This is a genomic window from Jejuibacter sp. L23 (assembly GCF_050815825.1).
Lineage (GTDB): Bacteria > Pseudomonadota > Gammaproteobacteria > Enterobacterales > Enterobacteriaceae > Jejubacter > Jejubacter calystegiae.
The window spans coordinates 4,325,693-4,340,990 of sequence record NZ_CP138199.1 but is presented as its reverse complement, the minus strand read 5'-3'; the positions used below and the strand labels follow the sequence as shown (position 1 = coordinate 4,340,990).

General features: G+C 56.9%; 16 protein-coding genes and 1 other RNA gene. 12 read left to right on the top strand and 5 right to left on the bottom strand.

The genetic code is table 11. From position 1 onward, the window contains the following. Nucleotides 1-12: 12 nt before the first annotated feature. The 6 genes from epd to SCU88_RS20735 all read left to right on the top strand — a co-directional run bounded on the left by epd (nucleotide 13) and on the right by SCU88_RS20735 (nucleotide 6,114). A complete protein-coding gene (epd, locus tag SCU88_RS20760; protein ID WP_138093456.1) occupies nucleotides 13-1,032 on the top strand; it encodes an erythrose-4-phosphate dehydrogenase in 1,020 nt (339 codons plus the stop codon). Nucleotides 1,033-1,081: 49 nt separating this feature from the next. After that, nucleotides 1,082-2,245: a phosphoglycerate kinase gene (pgk, locus tag SCU88_RS20755; RefSeq protein WP_138093453.1), complete on the top strand. Its 1,164-nt coding sequence runs from the start codon at nucleotides 1,082-1,084 to the stop codon at nucleotides 2,243-2,245. A gap of 108 nt (nucleotides 2,246-2,353) precedes the next feature. Beyond that, nucleotides 2,354-3,433: a class II fructose-bisphosphate aldolase gene (gene fbaA / locus SCU88_RS20750; protein ID WP_138093450.1), complete on the top strand. Its 1,080-nt coding sequence runs from the start codon at nucleotides 2,354-2,356 to the stop codon at nucleotides 3,431-3,433. Between the two features lie 177 nt (nucleotides 3,434-3,610). Continuing rightward, nucleotides 3,611-4,471: a small-conductance mechanosensitive channel MscS gene (mscS, locus tag SCU88_RS20745; RefSeq protein ID WP_138093447.1), complete on the top strand. Its 861-nt coding sequence runs from the start codon at nucleotides 3,611-3,613 to the stop codon at nucleotides 4,469-4,471. 143 nt (nucleotides 4,472-4,614) lie between these two features. Further along, nucleotides 4,615-5,250 carry an arginine exporter ArgO gene (gene argO, locus SCU88_RS20740; RefSeq protein WP_175341039.1) on the top strand — a complete coding sequence of 212 codons (636 nt, stop codon included), beginning with the start codon at nucleotides 4,615-4,617 and terminating at the stop codon, nucleotides 5,248-5,250. 132 nt (nucleotides 5,251-5,382) lie between these two features. Continuing rightward, nucleotides 5,383-6,114 carry an oxidative stress defense protein gene (locus tag SCU88_RS20735; protein ID WP_175341061.1) on the top strand — a complete coding sequence of 244 codons (732 nt, stop codon included), beginning with the start codon at nucleotides 5,383-5,385 and terminating at the stop codon, nucleotides 6,112-6,114. A 48-nt stretch (nucleotides 6,115-6,162) separates the two neighbouring features. On the opposite strand, the gene argP is transcribed toward SCU88_RS20735, so the two are convergent. Next, entirely contained in the window at nucleotides 6,163-7,053 is an 891-nt protein-coding gene (gene argP / locus SCU88_RS20730; protein ID WP_175341038.1) for a DNA-binding transcriptional regulator ArgP, read from the bottom strand. Nucleotides 7,054-7,199: 146 nt separating this feature from the next. On the opposite strand from argP, the gene rpiA reads away from it, so the two are divergent. Both rpiA and serA read left to right on the top strand, forming a co-directional pair. Continuing rightward, nucleotides 7,200-7,859, top strand: a complete 660-nt coding sequence (rpiA, locus tag SCU88_RS20725) for a ribose-5-phosphate isomerase RpiA (protein WP_175341037.1) — start codon at nucleotides 7,200-7,202, stop codon at nucleotides 7,857-7,859. A gap of 289 nt (nucleotides 7,860-8,148) precedes the next feature. After that, nucleotides 8,149-9,387: a phosphoglycerate dehydrogenase gene (gene serA, locus SCU88_RS20720; protein ID WP_175341036.1), complete on the top strand. Its 1,239-nt coding sequence runs from the start codon at nucleotides 8,149-8,151 to the stop codon at nucleotides 9,385-9,387. Between the two features lie 45 nt (nucleotides 9,388-9,432). Here serA and SCU88_RS20715 read toward each other — a convergent pair whose 3' ends face one another. Next, entirely contained in the window at nucleotides 9,433-9,876 is a 444-nt protein-coding gene (locus SCU88_RS20715; protein ID WP_175341035.1) for a PACE efflux transporter, read from the bottom strand. A 106-nt stretch (nucleotides 9,877-9,982) separates the two neighbouring features. On the opposite strand from SCU88_RS20715, the gene SCU88_RS20710 reads away from it, so the two are divergent. Further along, the gene (locus SCU88_RS20710) at nucleotides 9,983-10,867 is read left to right on the top strand and encodes a LysR substrate-binding domain-containing protein (RefSeq protein ID WP_175341034.1); all 885 of its coding nucleotides are present in this window, start codon (nucleotides 9,983-9,985) and stop codon (nucleotides 10,865-10,867) included. A 3-nt stretch (nucleotides 10,868-10,870) separates the two neighbouring features. On the opposite strand, the gene SCU88_RS20705 is transcribed toward SCU88_RS20710, so the two are convergent. From SCU88_RS20705 to zapA, 3 genes are all read right to left on the bottom strand, one after another. Continuing rightward, nucleotides 10,871-11,467, bottom strand: coding sequence for a 5-formyltetrahydrofolate cyclo-ligase (locus tag SCU88_RS20705; protein WP_175341033.1), 597 nt, complete (start codon nucleotides 11,465-11,467; stop codon nucleotides 10,871-10,873). A gap of 19 nt (nucleotides 11,468-11,486) precedes the next feature. Further along, a non-coding RNA gene (ssrS, locus tag SCU88_RS20700) (6S RNA) lies at nucleotides 11,487-11,670 on the bottom strand. A gap of 42 nt (nucleotides 11,671-11,712) precedes the next feature. Further along, the gene (gene zapA / locus SCU88_RS20695) at nucleotides 11,713-12,042 is read right to left on the bottom strand and encodes a cell division protein ZapA (protein WP_175341032.1); all 330 of its coding nucleotides are present in this window, start codon (nucleotides 12,040-12,042) and stop codon (nucleotides 11,713-11,715) included. Nucleotides 12,043-12,211: 169 nt separating this feature from the next. Between zapA and SCU88_RS20690 the strand changes: the two genes are divergently transcribed. From SCU88_RS20690 to ubiH, 3 genes are read left to right on the top strand one after another with little or no spacing between them, the layout of a single operon-like run. Then, a complete protein-coding gene (locus tag SCU88_RS20690; protein ID WP_175341031.1) occupies nucleotides 12,212-12,790 on the top strand; it encodes a UPF0149 family protein in 579 nt (192 codons plus the stop codon). 15 nt (nucleotides 12,791-12,805) lie between these two features. Then, nucleotides 12,806-14,119: a Xaa-Pro aminopeptidase gene (gene pepP, locus SCU88_RS20685; RefSeq protein WP_175341030.1), complete on the top strand. Its 1,314-nt coding sequence runs from the start codon at nucleotides 12,806-12,808 to the stop codon at nucleotides 14,117-14,119. After that, nucleotides 14,116-15,294 carry a 2-octaprenyl-6-methoxyphenyl hydroxylase gene (gene ubiH, locus SCU88_RS20680; RefSeq protein ID WP_175341029.1) on the top strand — a complete coding sequence of 393 codons (1,179 nt, stop codon included), beginning with the start codon at nucleotides 14,116-14,118 and terminating at the stop codon, nucleotides 15,292-15,294. The genes pepP and ubiH overlap by 4 nt, the downstream gene beginning before the upstream one ends. Nucleotides 15,295-15,298: the final 4 nt, after the last annotated feature.

The following is a 15,298-nucleotide window of genomic DNA, read 5'->3' as shown; positions in this document are numbered from 1 at the left end:
GGCAGGAGAGATATGACCGTACGCATCGCGATTAATGGCTTTGGCCGCATCGGACGCAATGTGGTTCGCGCCCTCTACGAATCCGGGCGCCGCGCGGAGATTGCCGTGGTGGCTATCAACGAACTGGCGGATTCCGCCGGGATGGCGCATCTGCTTAAGTACGATACCAGCCACGGGCGCTTCGGTTGGGACGTTCGTCAGGAGCGTGACCAACTGTGGATTGGCGATGACGTTGTGCGCCTGCTGCATTTGCGCGAACCCGAACGGCTTCCCTGGCGCGATCTGGGTATTGATGTGGTGTTGGACTGCACCGGCGTGTACGGCAGCAGGGCCGATGCCGAATTGCATCTCGCCGCAGGTGCGAAGAAGGTGCTGTTCTCTCATCCCGGAGGGAATGACCTGGACGCTACCGTGGTTTACGGGGTGAATCATCAGGCGCTCAGGGCGGAAGATCGTATGGTGTCCAACGCCTCCTGCACCACCAATTGCATTATCCCGGTGATTAAGCTGCTGGAAGATGCCTGGGGCATTGAGTCCGGAACGGTAACCACGATTCACTCCGCGATGCACGATCAGCAGGTTATCGATGCATATCACCCGGATCTGCGGCGTACCCGGGCGGCCAGCCAGTCGATTATTCCGGTTGATACCCGGCTGGCGGCGGGCATTACCCGTATCTTTCCGCAGTTCTGTGACCGCTTTGAAGCGATAGCGGTCAGGGTGCCAACCATCAACGTAACTGCCATCGATCTGAGCGTTACGCTGCGCCAGGCGGTGACGGTTGAACAGGTTAACCTGTTGCTGCAAAAAGCGGCACAGGGGGTATTTCATGGTATAGTTGACTATACGGAATTACCGTTGGTCTCGACAGATTTTAACCACGATCCGCACAGTGCCATCGTCGATGGCACCCAGACGCGGGTCAGCGGTGGGCACCTGGTCAAAACCCTGGTCTGGTGCGACAACGAATGGGGCTTTGCTAACCGAATGCTCGACACAACGTTAGCGATGGCCGCCACTGGTTTCAGGTAAGGCGCGGTTTGCGCCTGCAAAACTTTAAGAATCAACGAGAGGATTCACCATGTCTGTAATTAAGATGACCGATCTGGATCTGGCTGGTAAACGCGTGCTAATCCGTGCGGATCTGAACGTGCCGGTTAAAGATGGGAAAGTGACAAGCGATGCCCGTATCCGTGCCTCCCTGCCCACCATCGAACTGGCTCTGAAGCAGGGCGCAAAAGTGATGGTCACTTCCCACCTGGGTCGTCCGACCGAAGGCGAGTACAACGAAGAATTCTCTCTGCTGCCGGTAGTTAACTACCTGAAAGACAAGCTCTCTAATCCGGTTCGTCTGGCGAAAGATTACCTGGACGGCGTTGAAATCGACGCTGGCGAACTGGTGGTGCTGGAAAACGTTCGCTTCAACAAGGGCGAAAAGAAAGACGACGAAGCTCTGTCTAAGAAATATGCCGCACTGTGCGACGTGTTCGTGATGGACGCTTTCGGTACTGCGCACCGCGCCCAGGCTTCCACCCACGGTGTGGGCAAGTTCGCCGACGTTGCCTGTGCTGGCCCGCTGCTGGCTGCCGAGCTGGACGCGCTGGGTAAAGCGCTGAAAGAGCCGGCTCGCCCGATGGTTGCCATCGTTGGTGGTTCCAAAGTTTCTACCAAACTGACCGTGCTGGACTCGCTGTCTAAAATCGCTGACCAGCTGATCGTGGGCGGCGGTATCGCTAACACCTTTGTTGCCGCACAGGGCCACAACGTGGGTAAATCCCTGTACGAAGCTGACCTGGTAGATGAAGCCAAACGCCTGCTGGGCACCTGCGATATCCCGGTTCCGACCGACGTACGTGTGGCAACCGAGTTTTCTGAAACTGCGCCTGCAACCCTGAAGTCGGTAACCGACATTAAAGATGATGAGCAGATTCTGGATCTGGGCGATGTTTCCGCTGAAAAACTGGCGGAAATCCTGAAAAACGCTAAAACCATTCTGTGGAATGGCCCGGTTGGCGTATTCGAATTCCCGAACTTCCGCAAAGGCACCGAGATTGTTGCCAACGCTATCGCTGACAGCGAAGGCTTCTCCATCGCAGGCGGCGGCGATACCCTGGCCGCCATCGATCTGTTCGGCATCGCCGATAAGATCTCCTACATCTCCACTGGCGGTGGCGCATTCCTGGAGTTCGTGGAAGGCAAAGTACTGCCGGCAGTCGCCATGCTCGAAGAGCGTGCTAAGCAGTAATGCATCTTCAGGCGGGAAAATCCCGCCTGTTTTTCAATGACATCCTGGCGATTTCACTCAGGTGAAAGACGACGGATGAAAGGCCGAGAAGATACAGGACAACGTAACATGTCAAAAATTTTTGATTTCGTAAAACCTGGCGTGATCACTGGCGATGACGTACAGAAGGTGTTCCAGGTAGCAAAAGAGAACAATTTTGCTCTGCCGGCAGTTAACTGCGTGGGTACTGACTCTATCAACGCCGTGCTGGAAACCGCTGCGAAAGTAAAATCGCCGGTTATCGTCCAGTTCTCTAACGGCGGTGCGGCTTTTATCGCGGGTAAAGGCGTTAAGACCGATGTTCCTCAGGGCGCGGCCATTATGGGCGCTATCTCTGGCGCGCATCACGTGCACCAGATGGCTGAACACTACGGCGTGCCGGTTATCCTGCACACCGACCACTGCGCCAAGAAACTGCTGCCGTGGATCGATGGCCTGCTGGACGCCGGTGAGAAGCACTTTGCCGCGACCGGTAAACCGCTGTTCTCTTCCCACATGATCGACCTGTCTGAAGAGTCTCTGGAAGAGAACATCGAGATCTGCTCTAAATATCTGCAGCGTATGTCCAAAATGGGCATGACCCTGGAGATCGAACTGGGCTGCACCGGCGGTGAAGAAGATGGCGTGGACAACAGCCATATGGACGAATCCGCGCTGTACACCCAGCCGGAAGACGTGGACTACGCGTACACCAAGCTGAACGCCATCAGCCCGCGTTTCACCATCGCCGCTTCCTTCGGTAACGTACACGGCGTTTACAAGCCGGGTAACGTTAAGCTGACTCCGACCATTCTGCGCGACTCTCAGGACTATGTTTCCAAAAAACATAACCTGCCGCACAACAGCCTGAACTTCGTGTTCCACGGTGGTTCCGGCTCTACTGCTGCTGAGATTGAAGAGTCTGTAGGCTACGGTGTTATCAAAATGAACATCGATACCGACACCCAGTGGGCAACCTGGGAAGGTATTCTGAACTACTACAAAGAAAACGAAGCCTATCTGCAGGGCCAGTTGGGTAACCCGAAAGGCGCAGATCAGCCGAACAAGAAGTACTACGATCCGCGCGTATGGCTGCGTGCCGGCCAGCAGTCCATGGTGACTCGCCTGGAAAAAGCGTTTAAAGAGCTGAACGCTATCGACGTACTCTAAATCAGCGCGTAACGCACTGTTGACAGGGCCTGCTGCAAGCGGGCCCTTTTTTTGTTTTTATTCTCCTCTTGTGGTTGCCTGCTTCTCCCCTGGTATAATCCCCCTCCTTTGCTTACCCTTTAAGGGGATTGCTTCGGCGAAGCGAGTTTAAACCATAACGATATTAAGGATTTATGGATGGAAGACATTAACGTCATTGGCGGCATTGAAAATGCCGGTAACTGGGTCGTGCGCAATCAGGCGCTGCTAATTGGCTACGCGGTTAATATTGCCGCCGCTATCGCTATCATCATCATCGGTATGATCGTGGCCCGCATGGTGTCTAATGCGGTCAATAAAGTCATGCTGTCCCGTAAGATAGACTCCACCGTGGCGGATTTCCTTTCCGCACTGGTACGCTATGGGATTATCGCCTTTACGCTGATCGCCGCCCTGGGGCGGGTTGGGGTACAGACCGCTTCGGTGATTGCAGTACTGGGTGCTGCCGGTCTGGCCGTGGGGCTGGCGCTGCAGGGCTCGCTCTCTAACCTGGCGGCTGGCGTATTGCTGGTTACTTTCCGCCCGTTCCGCACCGGCGAATTCGTCGATATCAGCGGCCAGTCCGGCACCGTGCTGAACGTGCAGATTTTCTCTACTACCATCCGCACCCTGGATGGCAAAATAGTGGTGATTCCAAACGGCAATATTATCAGCGGCAATATCGTGAACTATTCACGCGAGCCGGTACGCCGTAACGAATTTATTATTCAGGTCTCTTACGATGCCGATATTGATGAGGTAAAACGCCTGCTCAATGAGCTTATCCAGGCTGACGATCGCATGCTGAAGGATCATGATATCGTGGTGCGTCTGAATGAACTGAGTGCCTCTTCGGTCAACTTTGTGGTGCGTGCCTGGAGTCGCAGCAGCGAACTGATGCCGGTTTACTGGGATTTCCTGGAAAACGTGAAGCGCACCTTTGATGCCAACGGTATCAGCTTCCCGTATCCGCAGATGGATGTTCATCTGAATCAGGTGAAGCCTGCGGAAAAAGCATAATTTTTATGGCCGGCCAGTGCGCCGGCTTTTTTATCCCCTCCTGTATTAGCCCATCTTATCGTTGATTAAAATTATCCATTTCCTCTAATAATTCTGCGGTATTACACTCTGCCGACAATGATAAAGAGTGGAGTTGTATTGCTATGTTATCCTGGTATTTTCAGGGGCTTATATTAGGTTCAGCCATGATTTTGCCATTGGGACCGCAAAATGCGCTGGTGCTGAACCAGGGCATTCGCCGCCAGTATCACCTGATGGTGGCGACGCTGTGCGCCTTAAGTGACCTGGCGCTGATTGGCGCCGGTATTTTTGGCGGCAGCGCGCTGCTGTCTCAGTCACCCTGGTTGATGGCGCTGGTGACCTGGGGCGGCGTGGCCTTTCTGTTCTGGTACGGATGGGGGGCCTTTAGGGTCGCTATGAGCCCGGATGTGGCACTGACCAGTGAGGAGACTCGCAAGCAGGGAAGAGTGCGGATTATCATCAGTATGCTGGCGGCCACCTGGCTTAATCCTCATGTCTATCTGGATACCTTTGTGGTGTTGGGAAGCCTTGGCAGCCAGCTGGAAGCAGAGCCAAAGCGCTGGTTTGCTATCGGGACTATCAGCGCCTCTTTCCTGTGGTTCTTCGGTCTGGCGCTTATGGCCAGTATGCTGGCTCCCCGGTTGCGTACCGCTTTGGCCCAGCGCATTATTAATGGCGGCGTGGCGCTGGTGATGGTCGTTATCGGCCTGCGTCTGGCAGGCGAAGGCATTGATTTGCTGAAAACGCTGGCAGGCTAACCCCGGCGCCGTCGATAAACTACACTAAAGGCCGGATATCGTGATTTTTCAGGCGAAAAGCACTTGCAAGGCAGCAGCGATTTCGGCTGAATGGCAGGCATCATTTGTGGAATGAGGAACGGAGGAATGACAGTGAAGTTTAAAGTATTAGCATTAGCGGCTGTGTTAGGGCTGAGCGGCGTGGCCGCGCAGGCAAACGAGTTGCCGAATGGGCCGCATATCGTCACTTCTGGCACCGCCAGCGTCGATGCCGTTCCCGACATCGCCACCCTGACCATTGAGGTGAGTGTTTCATCGAAAGAGGCCGCTACCGCCAAGAAGCAGGCCGACGATCGCGTTGCCCAGTATCTGGGTTTTCTGCAGAAGAACGGCGTAGAGAAGAAAGATATCAGCTCCGCGAATCTGCGCACTCAGCCGGAATATGATTATCTGAAGGACGGCAAGTCTCAGCTTAAGGGCTACCGCGCCGTACGTTCGGTCGAAGTGACGCTGCGCCAGTTGGATAAGCTGAACGAACTGCTGGACGGTGCGCTGAAGGCCGGCCTTAATGAAATCCGTTCGGTCTCTCTGGGTGTAGCGCATCCGGAAGAGTACAAAGAAAAAGCGCGTAAGGCGGCGATCGACGATGCCTTACGTCAGGCTCGTAGTCTGGCTCAGGGCTTCGACAGCAAGCTGGGGCCGGTCTATAGCGTTCGCTACCACGTGGCTAACTATCGCCCAACGCCGATGGTGCGGATGATGAAAGCCGAAGCGGCGGCGCCGGTATCGGCGCAGGAAACCTACGATCAGCAGACCATTCAGTTTGACGATCAGGTGGATGTGGTATTCCAGTTGCAGCCGCAGGGTGGGGCGCAGCAGCAGTAACTTCCCCCTGGCCCTGACCTTCTCCCCAATGGGGAGAGGGTCAAAGGGTTAATCCTGGCGTAGTACCTTATGACCGAATGCCACCAGGGCATCGGTCACTTTGCGCATCATCCGGCTTTCTGGCGCGAAGCGGTGCCAGTAAAGCATCCGGCGCTGATACAGACCCGGGGTCAGGTCAATCAGCTCGCCATTTTCCAGCTCTCTCTCAATCTGAAGATGCGGAATCATACAGCAGGTGGTGCCCTGACGCGCCAGTTGAACGAAGGCTTCCGATGAGTTCACAATATGACAGGGCACGCTGCCTGGCGGCAGATCGAAGTTCTGCTGCAGGAAGGCCTGATGCATATCGTCGAGGTGATCGAAAGCCACCGCGGGCGCTTTAAGCAGCGCTGAACGGGTGACGCCATTGGGAAAATAGCGTTCGGCGAACGCCTTTGAACCGACGAACAGATAGTCCAGTGCGCCCAGTTTATCCACCAGGCAGCTCGGCAGCGCCTGGGACTGAATACTGACTGCGCCGACCACTTCACCGCGGCGCAGGCGCTCCTGAGTGCGGGTTTCGTCTTCGACCTGAAGATTCAGACGAATAGGGGAGTCGGCCAGCACTTCCGAAAGCGCAGGCAGCAGCCAGGTCGCCAGACTGTCGGCGTTCACCGCCAGCGAAAGCAGCAGCGGCGTGGAGCCGGATTCATCTCCAAGCCACTCCTCTTCCAGTAGTTCCACCTGGCGCAGCAGCGCCAGCAGCTTTTGCCCCTGTTCGGTAGGGCGCGGCGGAACGGTTCGTACCAGAAGCGGTTGCCCGAACATATTCTCCAGCTGCTTGATGCGCTGTGACACCGCAGACTGGGTGATGCACAGCTTCTGCGCGGCGCGCTCAAAACCCCGCTCGCGTATGACCGCATCCAGTGCCTGTAATGTCCTGTAGTCCGGGCGTTTCATTGTTGTGTTGTACTCCTGTTTTTATCGTGCCCAGCACTATGACACAATTTCGGTCTTGATCCAGTATTGGATCGCCGTCGGGCTGCCCACTTTTGTGTCGTCATGCACTATAATGCCGACATCTTTCACGAACAGGCATAACCATCATGACGCAGGATGAACTGAAAAAAGCGGTCGGCTGGGCCGCTCTCCAGTACGTACAACCGGGAACTATTGTGGGCGTTGGCACCGGCTCCACCGCCGCTCATTTTATCGATGCGCTGGGTACCATGAAGCACCAGATAGAAGGCGCGGTATCAAGTTCAGACGCCTCAACGGAAAAGCTTAAAGGGCTGGGCATTCCGGTGTTCGATCTCAACAATGTGGACTCCCTGGGGATCTACGTGGATGGCGCAGATGAGATTAACGACCAGATGCAGATGATCAAGGGCGGCGGCGCTGCGCTGACGCGCGAAAAGATCATCGCCTCCGTGGCGCAGAAGTTTATCTGTATCGCGGATAGCTCCAAGCAGGTGCCGATTCTGGGTAACTTTCCGCTGCCGGTAGAGGTTATTCCTATGGCACGCAGCTGCGTGGCGCGTCAGCTGGTGAAGCTGGGGGGGCGCCCGGAGTACCGCCAGGGCGTGATGACCGATAACGGTAACGTGATTCTTGATGTGCATGGCCTGGAGATTTTGGACCCCGTGGCGCTGGAAGATGCTATTAACGCCATTCCCGGCGTAGTGACTGTGGGACTGTTTGCACGTCGTGGCGCCGATGTGGCATTGATTGGTAGCGAAGATGGCGTAAAAACAATCGTAAAATAAACGCCGCTTTTTGCCTGAGCCGGGGCGGATGATGCCCCGGTTTGCCAGAAATTTTTTACACCGCTTTTTTAGTGACATATGTCACATATTTTTCCCATCTCCCGCATTTGTTCTGTAACATTTCTATCACACAACGTTTTGTTCTGCTTTTGCATCATCATGACTTTTCTTAAATAAAGACCACGCAAACGTTCATATTGCCGGGACCGCTATTTTTGATATGTTGACAGAAGGCGAGCTTATGTTCGGTCGTTAAGACACAGCATCTACAACAAGACAGGGTCGGGAAATGGCAAAAGTATCACTGGAGAAAGAGAAAATTAAATTCCTGCTGGTGGAAGGCGTGCATCAGAAAGCGCTGGATAACCTGCGGGCCGCGGGTTACACCAACATTGAATATCACAAAGGGGCGCTGGATAGCGATGCGCTGAAAGCGTCGATCCGCGATGCCCACTTCATTGGAATCCGATCCCGTACTCAACTGACCGAAGAGATCTTCGCTGCGGCCGAGAAGCTGGTAGCGGTAGGCTGTTTCTGTATCGGCACCAACCAGGTGGATCTGGATGCGGCGGCCCGCCGCGGTGTGCCGGTGTTCAACGCGCCGTTCTCCAATACGCGCTCGGTCGCTGAGCTGGTGATTGGCGAACTGTTGCTGCTGCTGCGCGGCGTACCGGCAGCGAATGCCAAAGCGCATCGCGGCGTCTGGAACAAGCAGGCGGCGGGCTGTTTTGAAGCGCGCGGTAAAAAGCTGGGCATTATCGGTTATGGCCACATCGGCACCCAACTGGGCATACTGGCGGAATCGCTGGGTATGCACGTTTATTTCTACGATATCGAAAGCAAACTGCCGCTGGGCAACGCCACTCAGGTACAGCATCTTTCCGATCTGCTGAATATGAGCGATGTGGTGAGCCTGCACGTGCCGGAAAATGCCAGCACTAAAGATATGATTGGCGAACATGAGCTGGCGCTGATGAAGCCGGGCTCGCTGCTGATCAACGCCTCACGCGGCACCGTAGTGGATATCCCGGCGCTGTGCGATGCGCTTTCCCGTAAGCACCTGGCCGGTGCGGCCATTGACGTTTTCCCGACCGAGCCTGCGACCAACAGCGATCCCTTCCTGTCGCCGCTGTGCGAGTTCGACAATGTGCTGCTGACGCCGCACATCGGCGGCTCCACCCAGGAAGCGCAGGAGAATATCGGCCTGGAAGTGGCCGGTAAGCTGGCTAAGTACTCCGATAACGGATCCACCCTTTCGGCGGTGAACTTCCCGGAAGTTTCCCTGCCGCATCATGGCGCGACCGTGAGCCGTCTGCTGCATATTCATGAAAACCGCCCCGGGGTGCTGACAGCCATTAACCAGATCTTTGCCGCCGAAGGCATTAATATCTCAGCCCAGTATCTGCAGACCACGCCGCATATGGGTTATGTGGTTATCGATATCGATGCGCCGGAAGCGGTGGCGGAAAATGCCCTGCTGGCCATGAAGGCGATTCCGGGCACTATCCGCGCGCGACTGCTCTACTAATTTGCGTCGTCAGTAACAAAGGCCTCTTCGGAGGCCTTTTGCTATTTATCGGGCCGCGCTTTCTGTTTCCGGTTGTGCCGAGGCCGGTACGCCGAACAGCTTATCGAACGCCCAGTTATAGATGAAGGTATAGCAGGGGATGATGGCGATCAGCGCCATATCCAGCAGGAAGGCTTGCACCAGGGTAATCCCCATCCACCAGGCGATCAGCGGGATCAGGAACACCACCAGCGTTAACTGAAAACCTACCGCGTGCAAAATACGCCGCTTTACGGTGCGGGTACGCGAATCCTGGCGGCTTTCCCACCACTCAAACAGCGTATTCCAGATGAAATTCCAGCATACGGCGATGGTGGTAATAATCACCGATAGCGGGCCGGTGGTGGTGGGGGCGGTGCCGGAAAGCAGCGCCAGTCCCAGAGCGGAGATTGTCATTCCAATCAGTTCATAGGCGGTGACATAGACCAGTTTGCGTTTTACACCCTGCACATTTTCCTCTCTGTCGGTTTCGTGATGATGATGTGGGCGCTAAGATTGCCTCAGCGTGACTGACAGAAAAAGTCAGGAGCTATCAATTTTAGTGACAGGTTGGGCTATGCACTTTACGCGTGACAATATCGAACTGTTTCTGGCCGTGCTGGATCACGGCTCCTTTTCAGCCGCAGCCAGGGCGCTACGCCGGGTGCCTTCGGCTGTCAGTATGGCGGTGGCGAATATGGAAGCGGAGCTGGGCTATGCGCTGTTTGACCGCAGTCGCCGTGAGCCGATGCCCACCGACCGGGCCCTGGCGCTGGCGCCTCACGTCAGAGCGACGCAGGACCAACTGACCCAGTTGCACAACCATGCGCTGGCGCTTTCCCGGGGGTTAGAGAGCCGGTTGTCCATCGGTGTGGTCACCGATGTTAATCCTCAGGCGTTGCTGCGGGCGGTGAATCAACTCTCCCGACGCTATCCGCTGCTGGAGGTGGAGATGATTCAGGCAGCGCAGGATGAGATTGTTCACCTGTTGCAGCAGCAGCGCATCAGTCTGGCGCTGGCCTGGGGTGGCCTCCAGGTCGACGGGCAGCTGCAGTTTCAGTGGGTGGATGATGAAGCGCTGGTGGCGACCCTGGCGGCGGATCACCCGCTGCTTGCCGAAAAGAATGCGCCGCGCTGGCTGGAGGATTTGATTCAGGTACGTCAGATTGTGGTGGCCAGCCGCGATCGACCGCTGGCGGATGCCCGGGCGAAGGTGGCGACTTCCTGCTGGTATGCCGACAGTTTCGCGATGGCGTTGGAGATGGTGGAAGCCGGGCTGGGCTGGGGCAATTTCCCCCAGACGCTTATTGCCGCCAGACTGGCTCAGGGCGAACTGGTACGTTTACGATTCGGTAATACCGAGAATGCGCTGCGTTTGCCGGTGCACCTGATATGGAATAAGGCGCAACCGCTGGGACAGGGGGCCAGAGAACTGGTGGCGCTGATGCGTGGCGGGAAATAGCGATTACCACTGCCACAGCCGGGAAGGGGTTACCATCGCGGGTAACGGAATATCCCAGTGCTCTACCGGCAGGCTTTCCACCTGCTGGCAGTCATGCGCGTAACCCACCGGCGCGAAGCCGTGGCTGCGCCAGTTTTGTAAGGTGCGATCGTAAAAGCCGCCGCCCATGCCCAGACGCTGGCCGCAGGTGTCGAAAGCGACCAGCGGCACGACCAGGGCGTCCAGGGCGTCCAGCGCCAGCACCTGGCGCACGTCCAGCGGGGGCTCGGCGATTTTCAGGCGGTTTTCCCGGAGTTCGGTTTGCGGCGTATAGCGCAGGAATAGCAGATTACCGGTACTGAACGGGTGAAGAACCGGTAGATAGACTTCGCGATTATCGGCCCACAGCGCCTCAATGGCCGGGCGGGTATCCAGTTCGCCGTCAAAAGAGAGAAACAGCGCTACGCGTTTAGCCTGACGTACGGGCGCGTAGGCCAGTAGCCGCTGGGTGGCCTGACGGGCGGCAAGCTGCTGCTGGTCGGTGCTTAAGGCGCGACGACGCTCACGTACCATCTGACGAATTTGTTGACGAGTCTGGGGAGTGATTGCGCGTTGGGTCATGGTAGTTAAAAGAAGAGAGGGAATCTCCGAGATGCCGCCGCAGGCTGTAACCCTTGAACCCGTGGTTCAAGGTGAATGCATCGTCATATTCTTAAGGCTTCCCGGGCGGACCGGGCATGCTCACCGAACATGGATCGTCACATTCTTGTGGTATGAAATATCGGCTCAGGGGACTGGCCCGCTTGCAAACATCTCAGAGAAATTTTTTCCTTCAGGGTCACTCTACCATAGTCGACCATGAAGTGTTATTCAAACTTTGCACCCGTTCGTTCTGAATTGCGACCCTGTTCAAGCAGTGCCTGCTCGATAGTCTGCTGCAGCATGCGAATTCGTTGATCCATACTATCAGCATATTCCTGGGTCTTGCCCTTTTCCTGGGCCAGTTCATAGCACACGTTAAGTGCGGCGATGAAAATCAGGTGCTCGGTATTTGTGACTCTAGTGCGTTCTTTTAAATCCTGCAACCGCTGATCGAGCTCTTCTGCAGCCCGGTTCAGGGCATCCCTTTGTTCGGGCGGACAATTGACCCGCAGGGAGCGTCCAAAAATCTGGATATCGACTGGTTGTACAGACATGCCCACCTTCCTGCTGTTTGATTGCCAGCCTTCCACCACCGCCCGGGGCGGCGAAGGGGCGTCACTATAAGCTACACCACATCGAAGATACAAGCCCTTTTCTGGTATCTCCGGGGTTCATGATGGTAGCATACCATAGAACTCTTCCTCCCAACGACGACGAATGCGCATGTCTATACAAAACAACGCTATGCCTGGTTACGACGCGCTCGGCCAGCTGCTCAACCAACAGGGCGTGGGACTGACTCCCGCGGAAATGCACGGTCTGATCAGCGGAATGCTATGCGGCGGCAATAAAGACGCCAGCTGGCGGACGCTGCTGCACGAACTTACCAACGAAGGTCTGGCTTTCAGTAAGGATCTTAGCGATACCCTGGGTCAGATGCACTCTGCCACCGGCGAAACGCTGGAGGACGACGGCTTTAATTTTCAGCTTTTTCTTCCTGCTGAAGAGTCCAGCGTCTTCGATCGCGCTGATGCGCTGGCGGGGTGGGTCAACCACTTCTTGCTGGGCCTTGGCGTGTCACAGCCTGGCCTGGACAAGGTCAAAGGGGAAACTGGCGAGGCGATCGACGATCTGCGTAGCATCGCCCAGTTGGGCTATGACGAGGACGAAGATCAGGAAGAGCTGGAGATGTCGCTGGAGGAGGTCATCGAGTATGTGCGAGTCGCTGCGTTACTCTGCCACGACACCTTCAACCGCCCGGCACCCACCGCGCCGGAGGTACAGAAACCGACGCTTCATTAAACTTCAGGAGGTGCTATGACACAGCAAGAGTTTTTGCGTCGCCGTCAGGCGCTGCTGGCGCAGATGGCGCCCGGCAGCGCCGCGTTGATTTTCGCTGCAGCGGAAGCTACCCGCAGCGCTGACAGTGAGTACCCCTATCGCCAGAACAGCGATTTCTGGTACTTCACCGGTTTTAACGAGCCGGAAGCGCTGCTGGTTCTGATTAAGAGTAATGAAAGCCACAATCACAGCGTACTGTTTAATCGCGTTCGCGACAAAAACGCCGAGATCTGGTTTGGCCGCCGTCTGGGTCAGGAAGCCGCACCGCAAAAGCTAGGGGTCGATCGCGCCCTGGCCTGGAGTGAAGTCAACGCTCAGCTCGGGCAGTTGCTGAATGGTCTGGATGTGGTCTATCACGCGCAGGGACTTTATCCCTATGCCGATAAGATTGTGTTTGGCGCGCTGGAAAAGCTGCGCCAGGGCTCGCGCCAGAATCTGAGTGCTCCCGCCACGTTAACCGACTGGCGCCCCTGGGTGCACGAAATGCGCCTGTTTAAATCGCCGGAAGAGATAGCGGTACTGAAACGCGCCGGTGAGATCTCGGCGCTGGCCCATACCCGCGCCATGGAAAAATGCCGTGCCGGTATGTTTGAGTACCATCTGGAAGGCGAAATTCATCACGAATTTAACCGTCATGGTGCCCGTTATCCCTCTTACAACACCATCGTGGGTTCGGGGGAAAATGGCTGCATCCTTCACTACACCGAGAATGAAAGCGAATTACGCGATGGTTCCCTGGTGTTGATTGACGCGGGCTGCGAATATCAGGGCTATGCGGGTGATATTACCCGTACTTTCCCGGTCAGCGGCCGTTTTAGCGCGCCGCAGCGCGCCATCTACGACATTGTGCTGGAATCGCTGGAAACCGCGCTCAGATTATACCGCCCCGGTACCACCATTCAGGACGTCACCAGCGAAGTGGTGAAAATTATGCTTAGCGGTCTGGTCCGGCTGGGCATCCTGAAAGGCGGCGTAGAGCAGTTAATGGAAGAGAACGCCCACCGGCGTTTCTTTATGCACGGACTGAGCCACTGGCTGGGGCTGGACGTTCACGACGTAGGCGAATATGGCCCGGATCGTTCGCGCCCACTGGAGCCAGGCATGGTGCTGACCGTGGAGCCCGGGCTCTATATTGCGCCTGATGCCGATGTTCCGGCGCAATATCGCGGTATCGGCATTCGTATCGAAGACGATATTGTGATTACCGAAACCGGTAACCAGAACCTGACGGACAGCGTGGTGAAACGGGCGGAAGATATTGAAGCCCTGATGGCGGCGGCGCGCGCATGAGTGTGATTATTGTTGGCGGAGGGATGACCGGCGCTACCCTCGCGCTGGCCCTGTCGCAGTTAAGCGGCGGCCAGCTTCCGGTGCATCTGGTGGAAGCGCATGCGCCTGAGTCACAGGCTCATCCGGGGTTTGATGCCCGGGCTATCGCGCTGGCCGAAGGCACCTGCCGGTTACTGGCGCAGATCGGTATCTGGCCCGCGCTTTCCGGCTGTGGTACCGCCATTGAGCAGGTCCAGGTCAGCGATCGCGGCCATGCTGGCGCGGTGATTCTGGAGGCGCGCGATTATCAGACCGAAGCGCTGGGCCAGGTGGTGGAACTCCATGAGGTCGGGCTGCGCCTGTTTAATCTTCTGCGCGATGCGCCGGGTGTGACGCTCCACTGCCCCGACCGGGTTGCGGGCAGCCATCGCACGCAGCAGGAGGTGACGGTCACGCTGGAAAGCGGGAAGACGCTGACCGGCCAGGTGCTGGTGGCGGCGGACGGTTCGCGCTCGCCGCTGGCCGCCGGTTGCGGCATCCGCTGGAGCCAGCAGGATTACGACCAGGTCGCCGTGATCGCCAATGTGACCACCGCGCTGCCGCACCAGGGACGCGCCTGGGAACGCTTCACCCCCGACGGTCCGCTGGCGATGCTGCCGATGTCGCAAAATCGCTGCTCGCTGGTGTGGTGTCACCGTCGCGACCGTCAGGAAGCGGTGATGGCCTGGAGCGATGAACGCTTCTGCGATGAGCTTCAGCGCGCCTTCGGCTGGCGCCTGGGGCGTATTACGCAGGCAGGCGCGCGTAGCAGTTATCCGCTGGCGCTGACCCGTGCCGATCGTAAAGCCACCCATCGCCTGGCGCTGGTGGGAAATGCGGCCCAGACGCTGCATCCCATTGCCGGTCAGGGCTTTAACCTGGGCATGCGCGATGTGATGACGCTGGCTGAAACTCTGACAGCCGCCTGGCGTCAGGGTGAGGATATCGGTCTGTGGCCGGTGCTGGAACGTTATCAGTCCCGCCGTCGCCAGGACCGGGCCGCCACCGTTGGTGTGACCGACGGCCTGGTGCAGCTCTTTGCCAATCGCTGGGCGCCGCTGGTGGTGGGGCGCAATCTTGGCCTGATGGCCATGGATTATCTTACGCCGGTGCGCGATGCGCTGGCGCATCGTACCTTGGGTAGGGTGGTTCGTTAAGGAG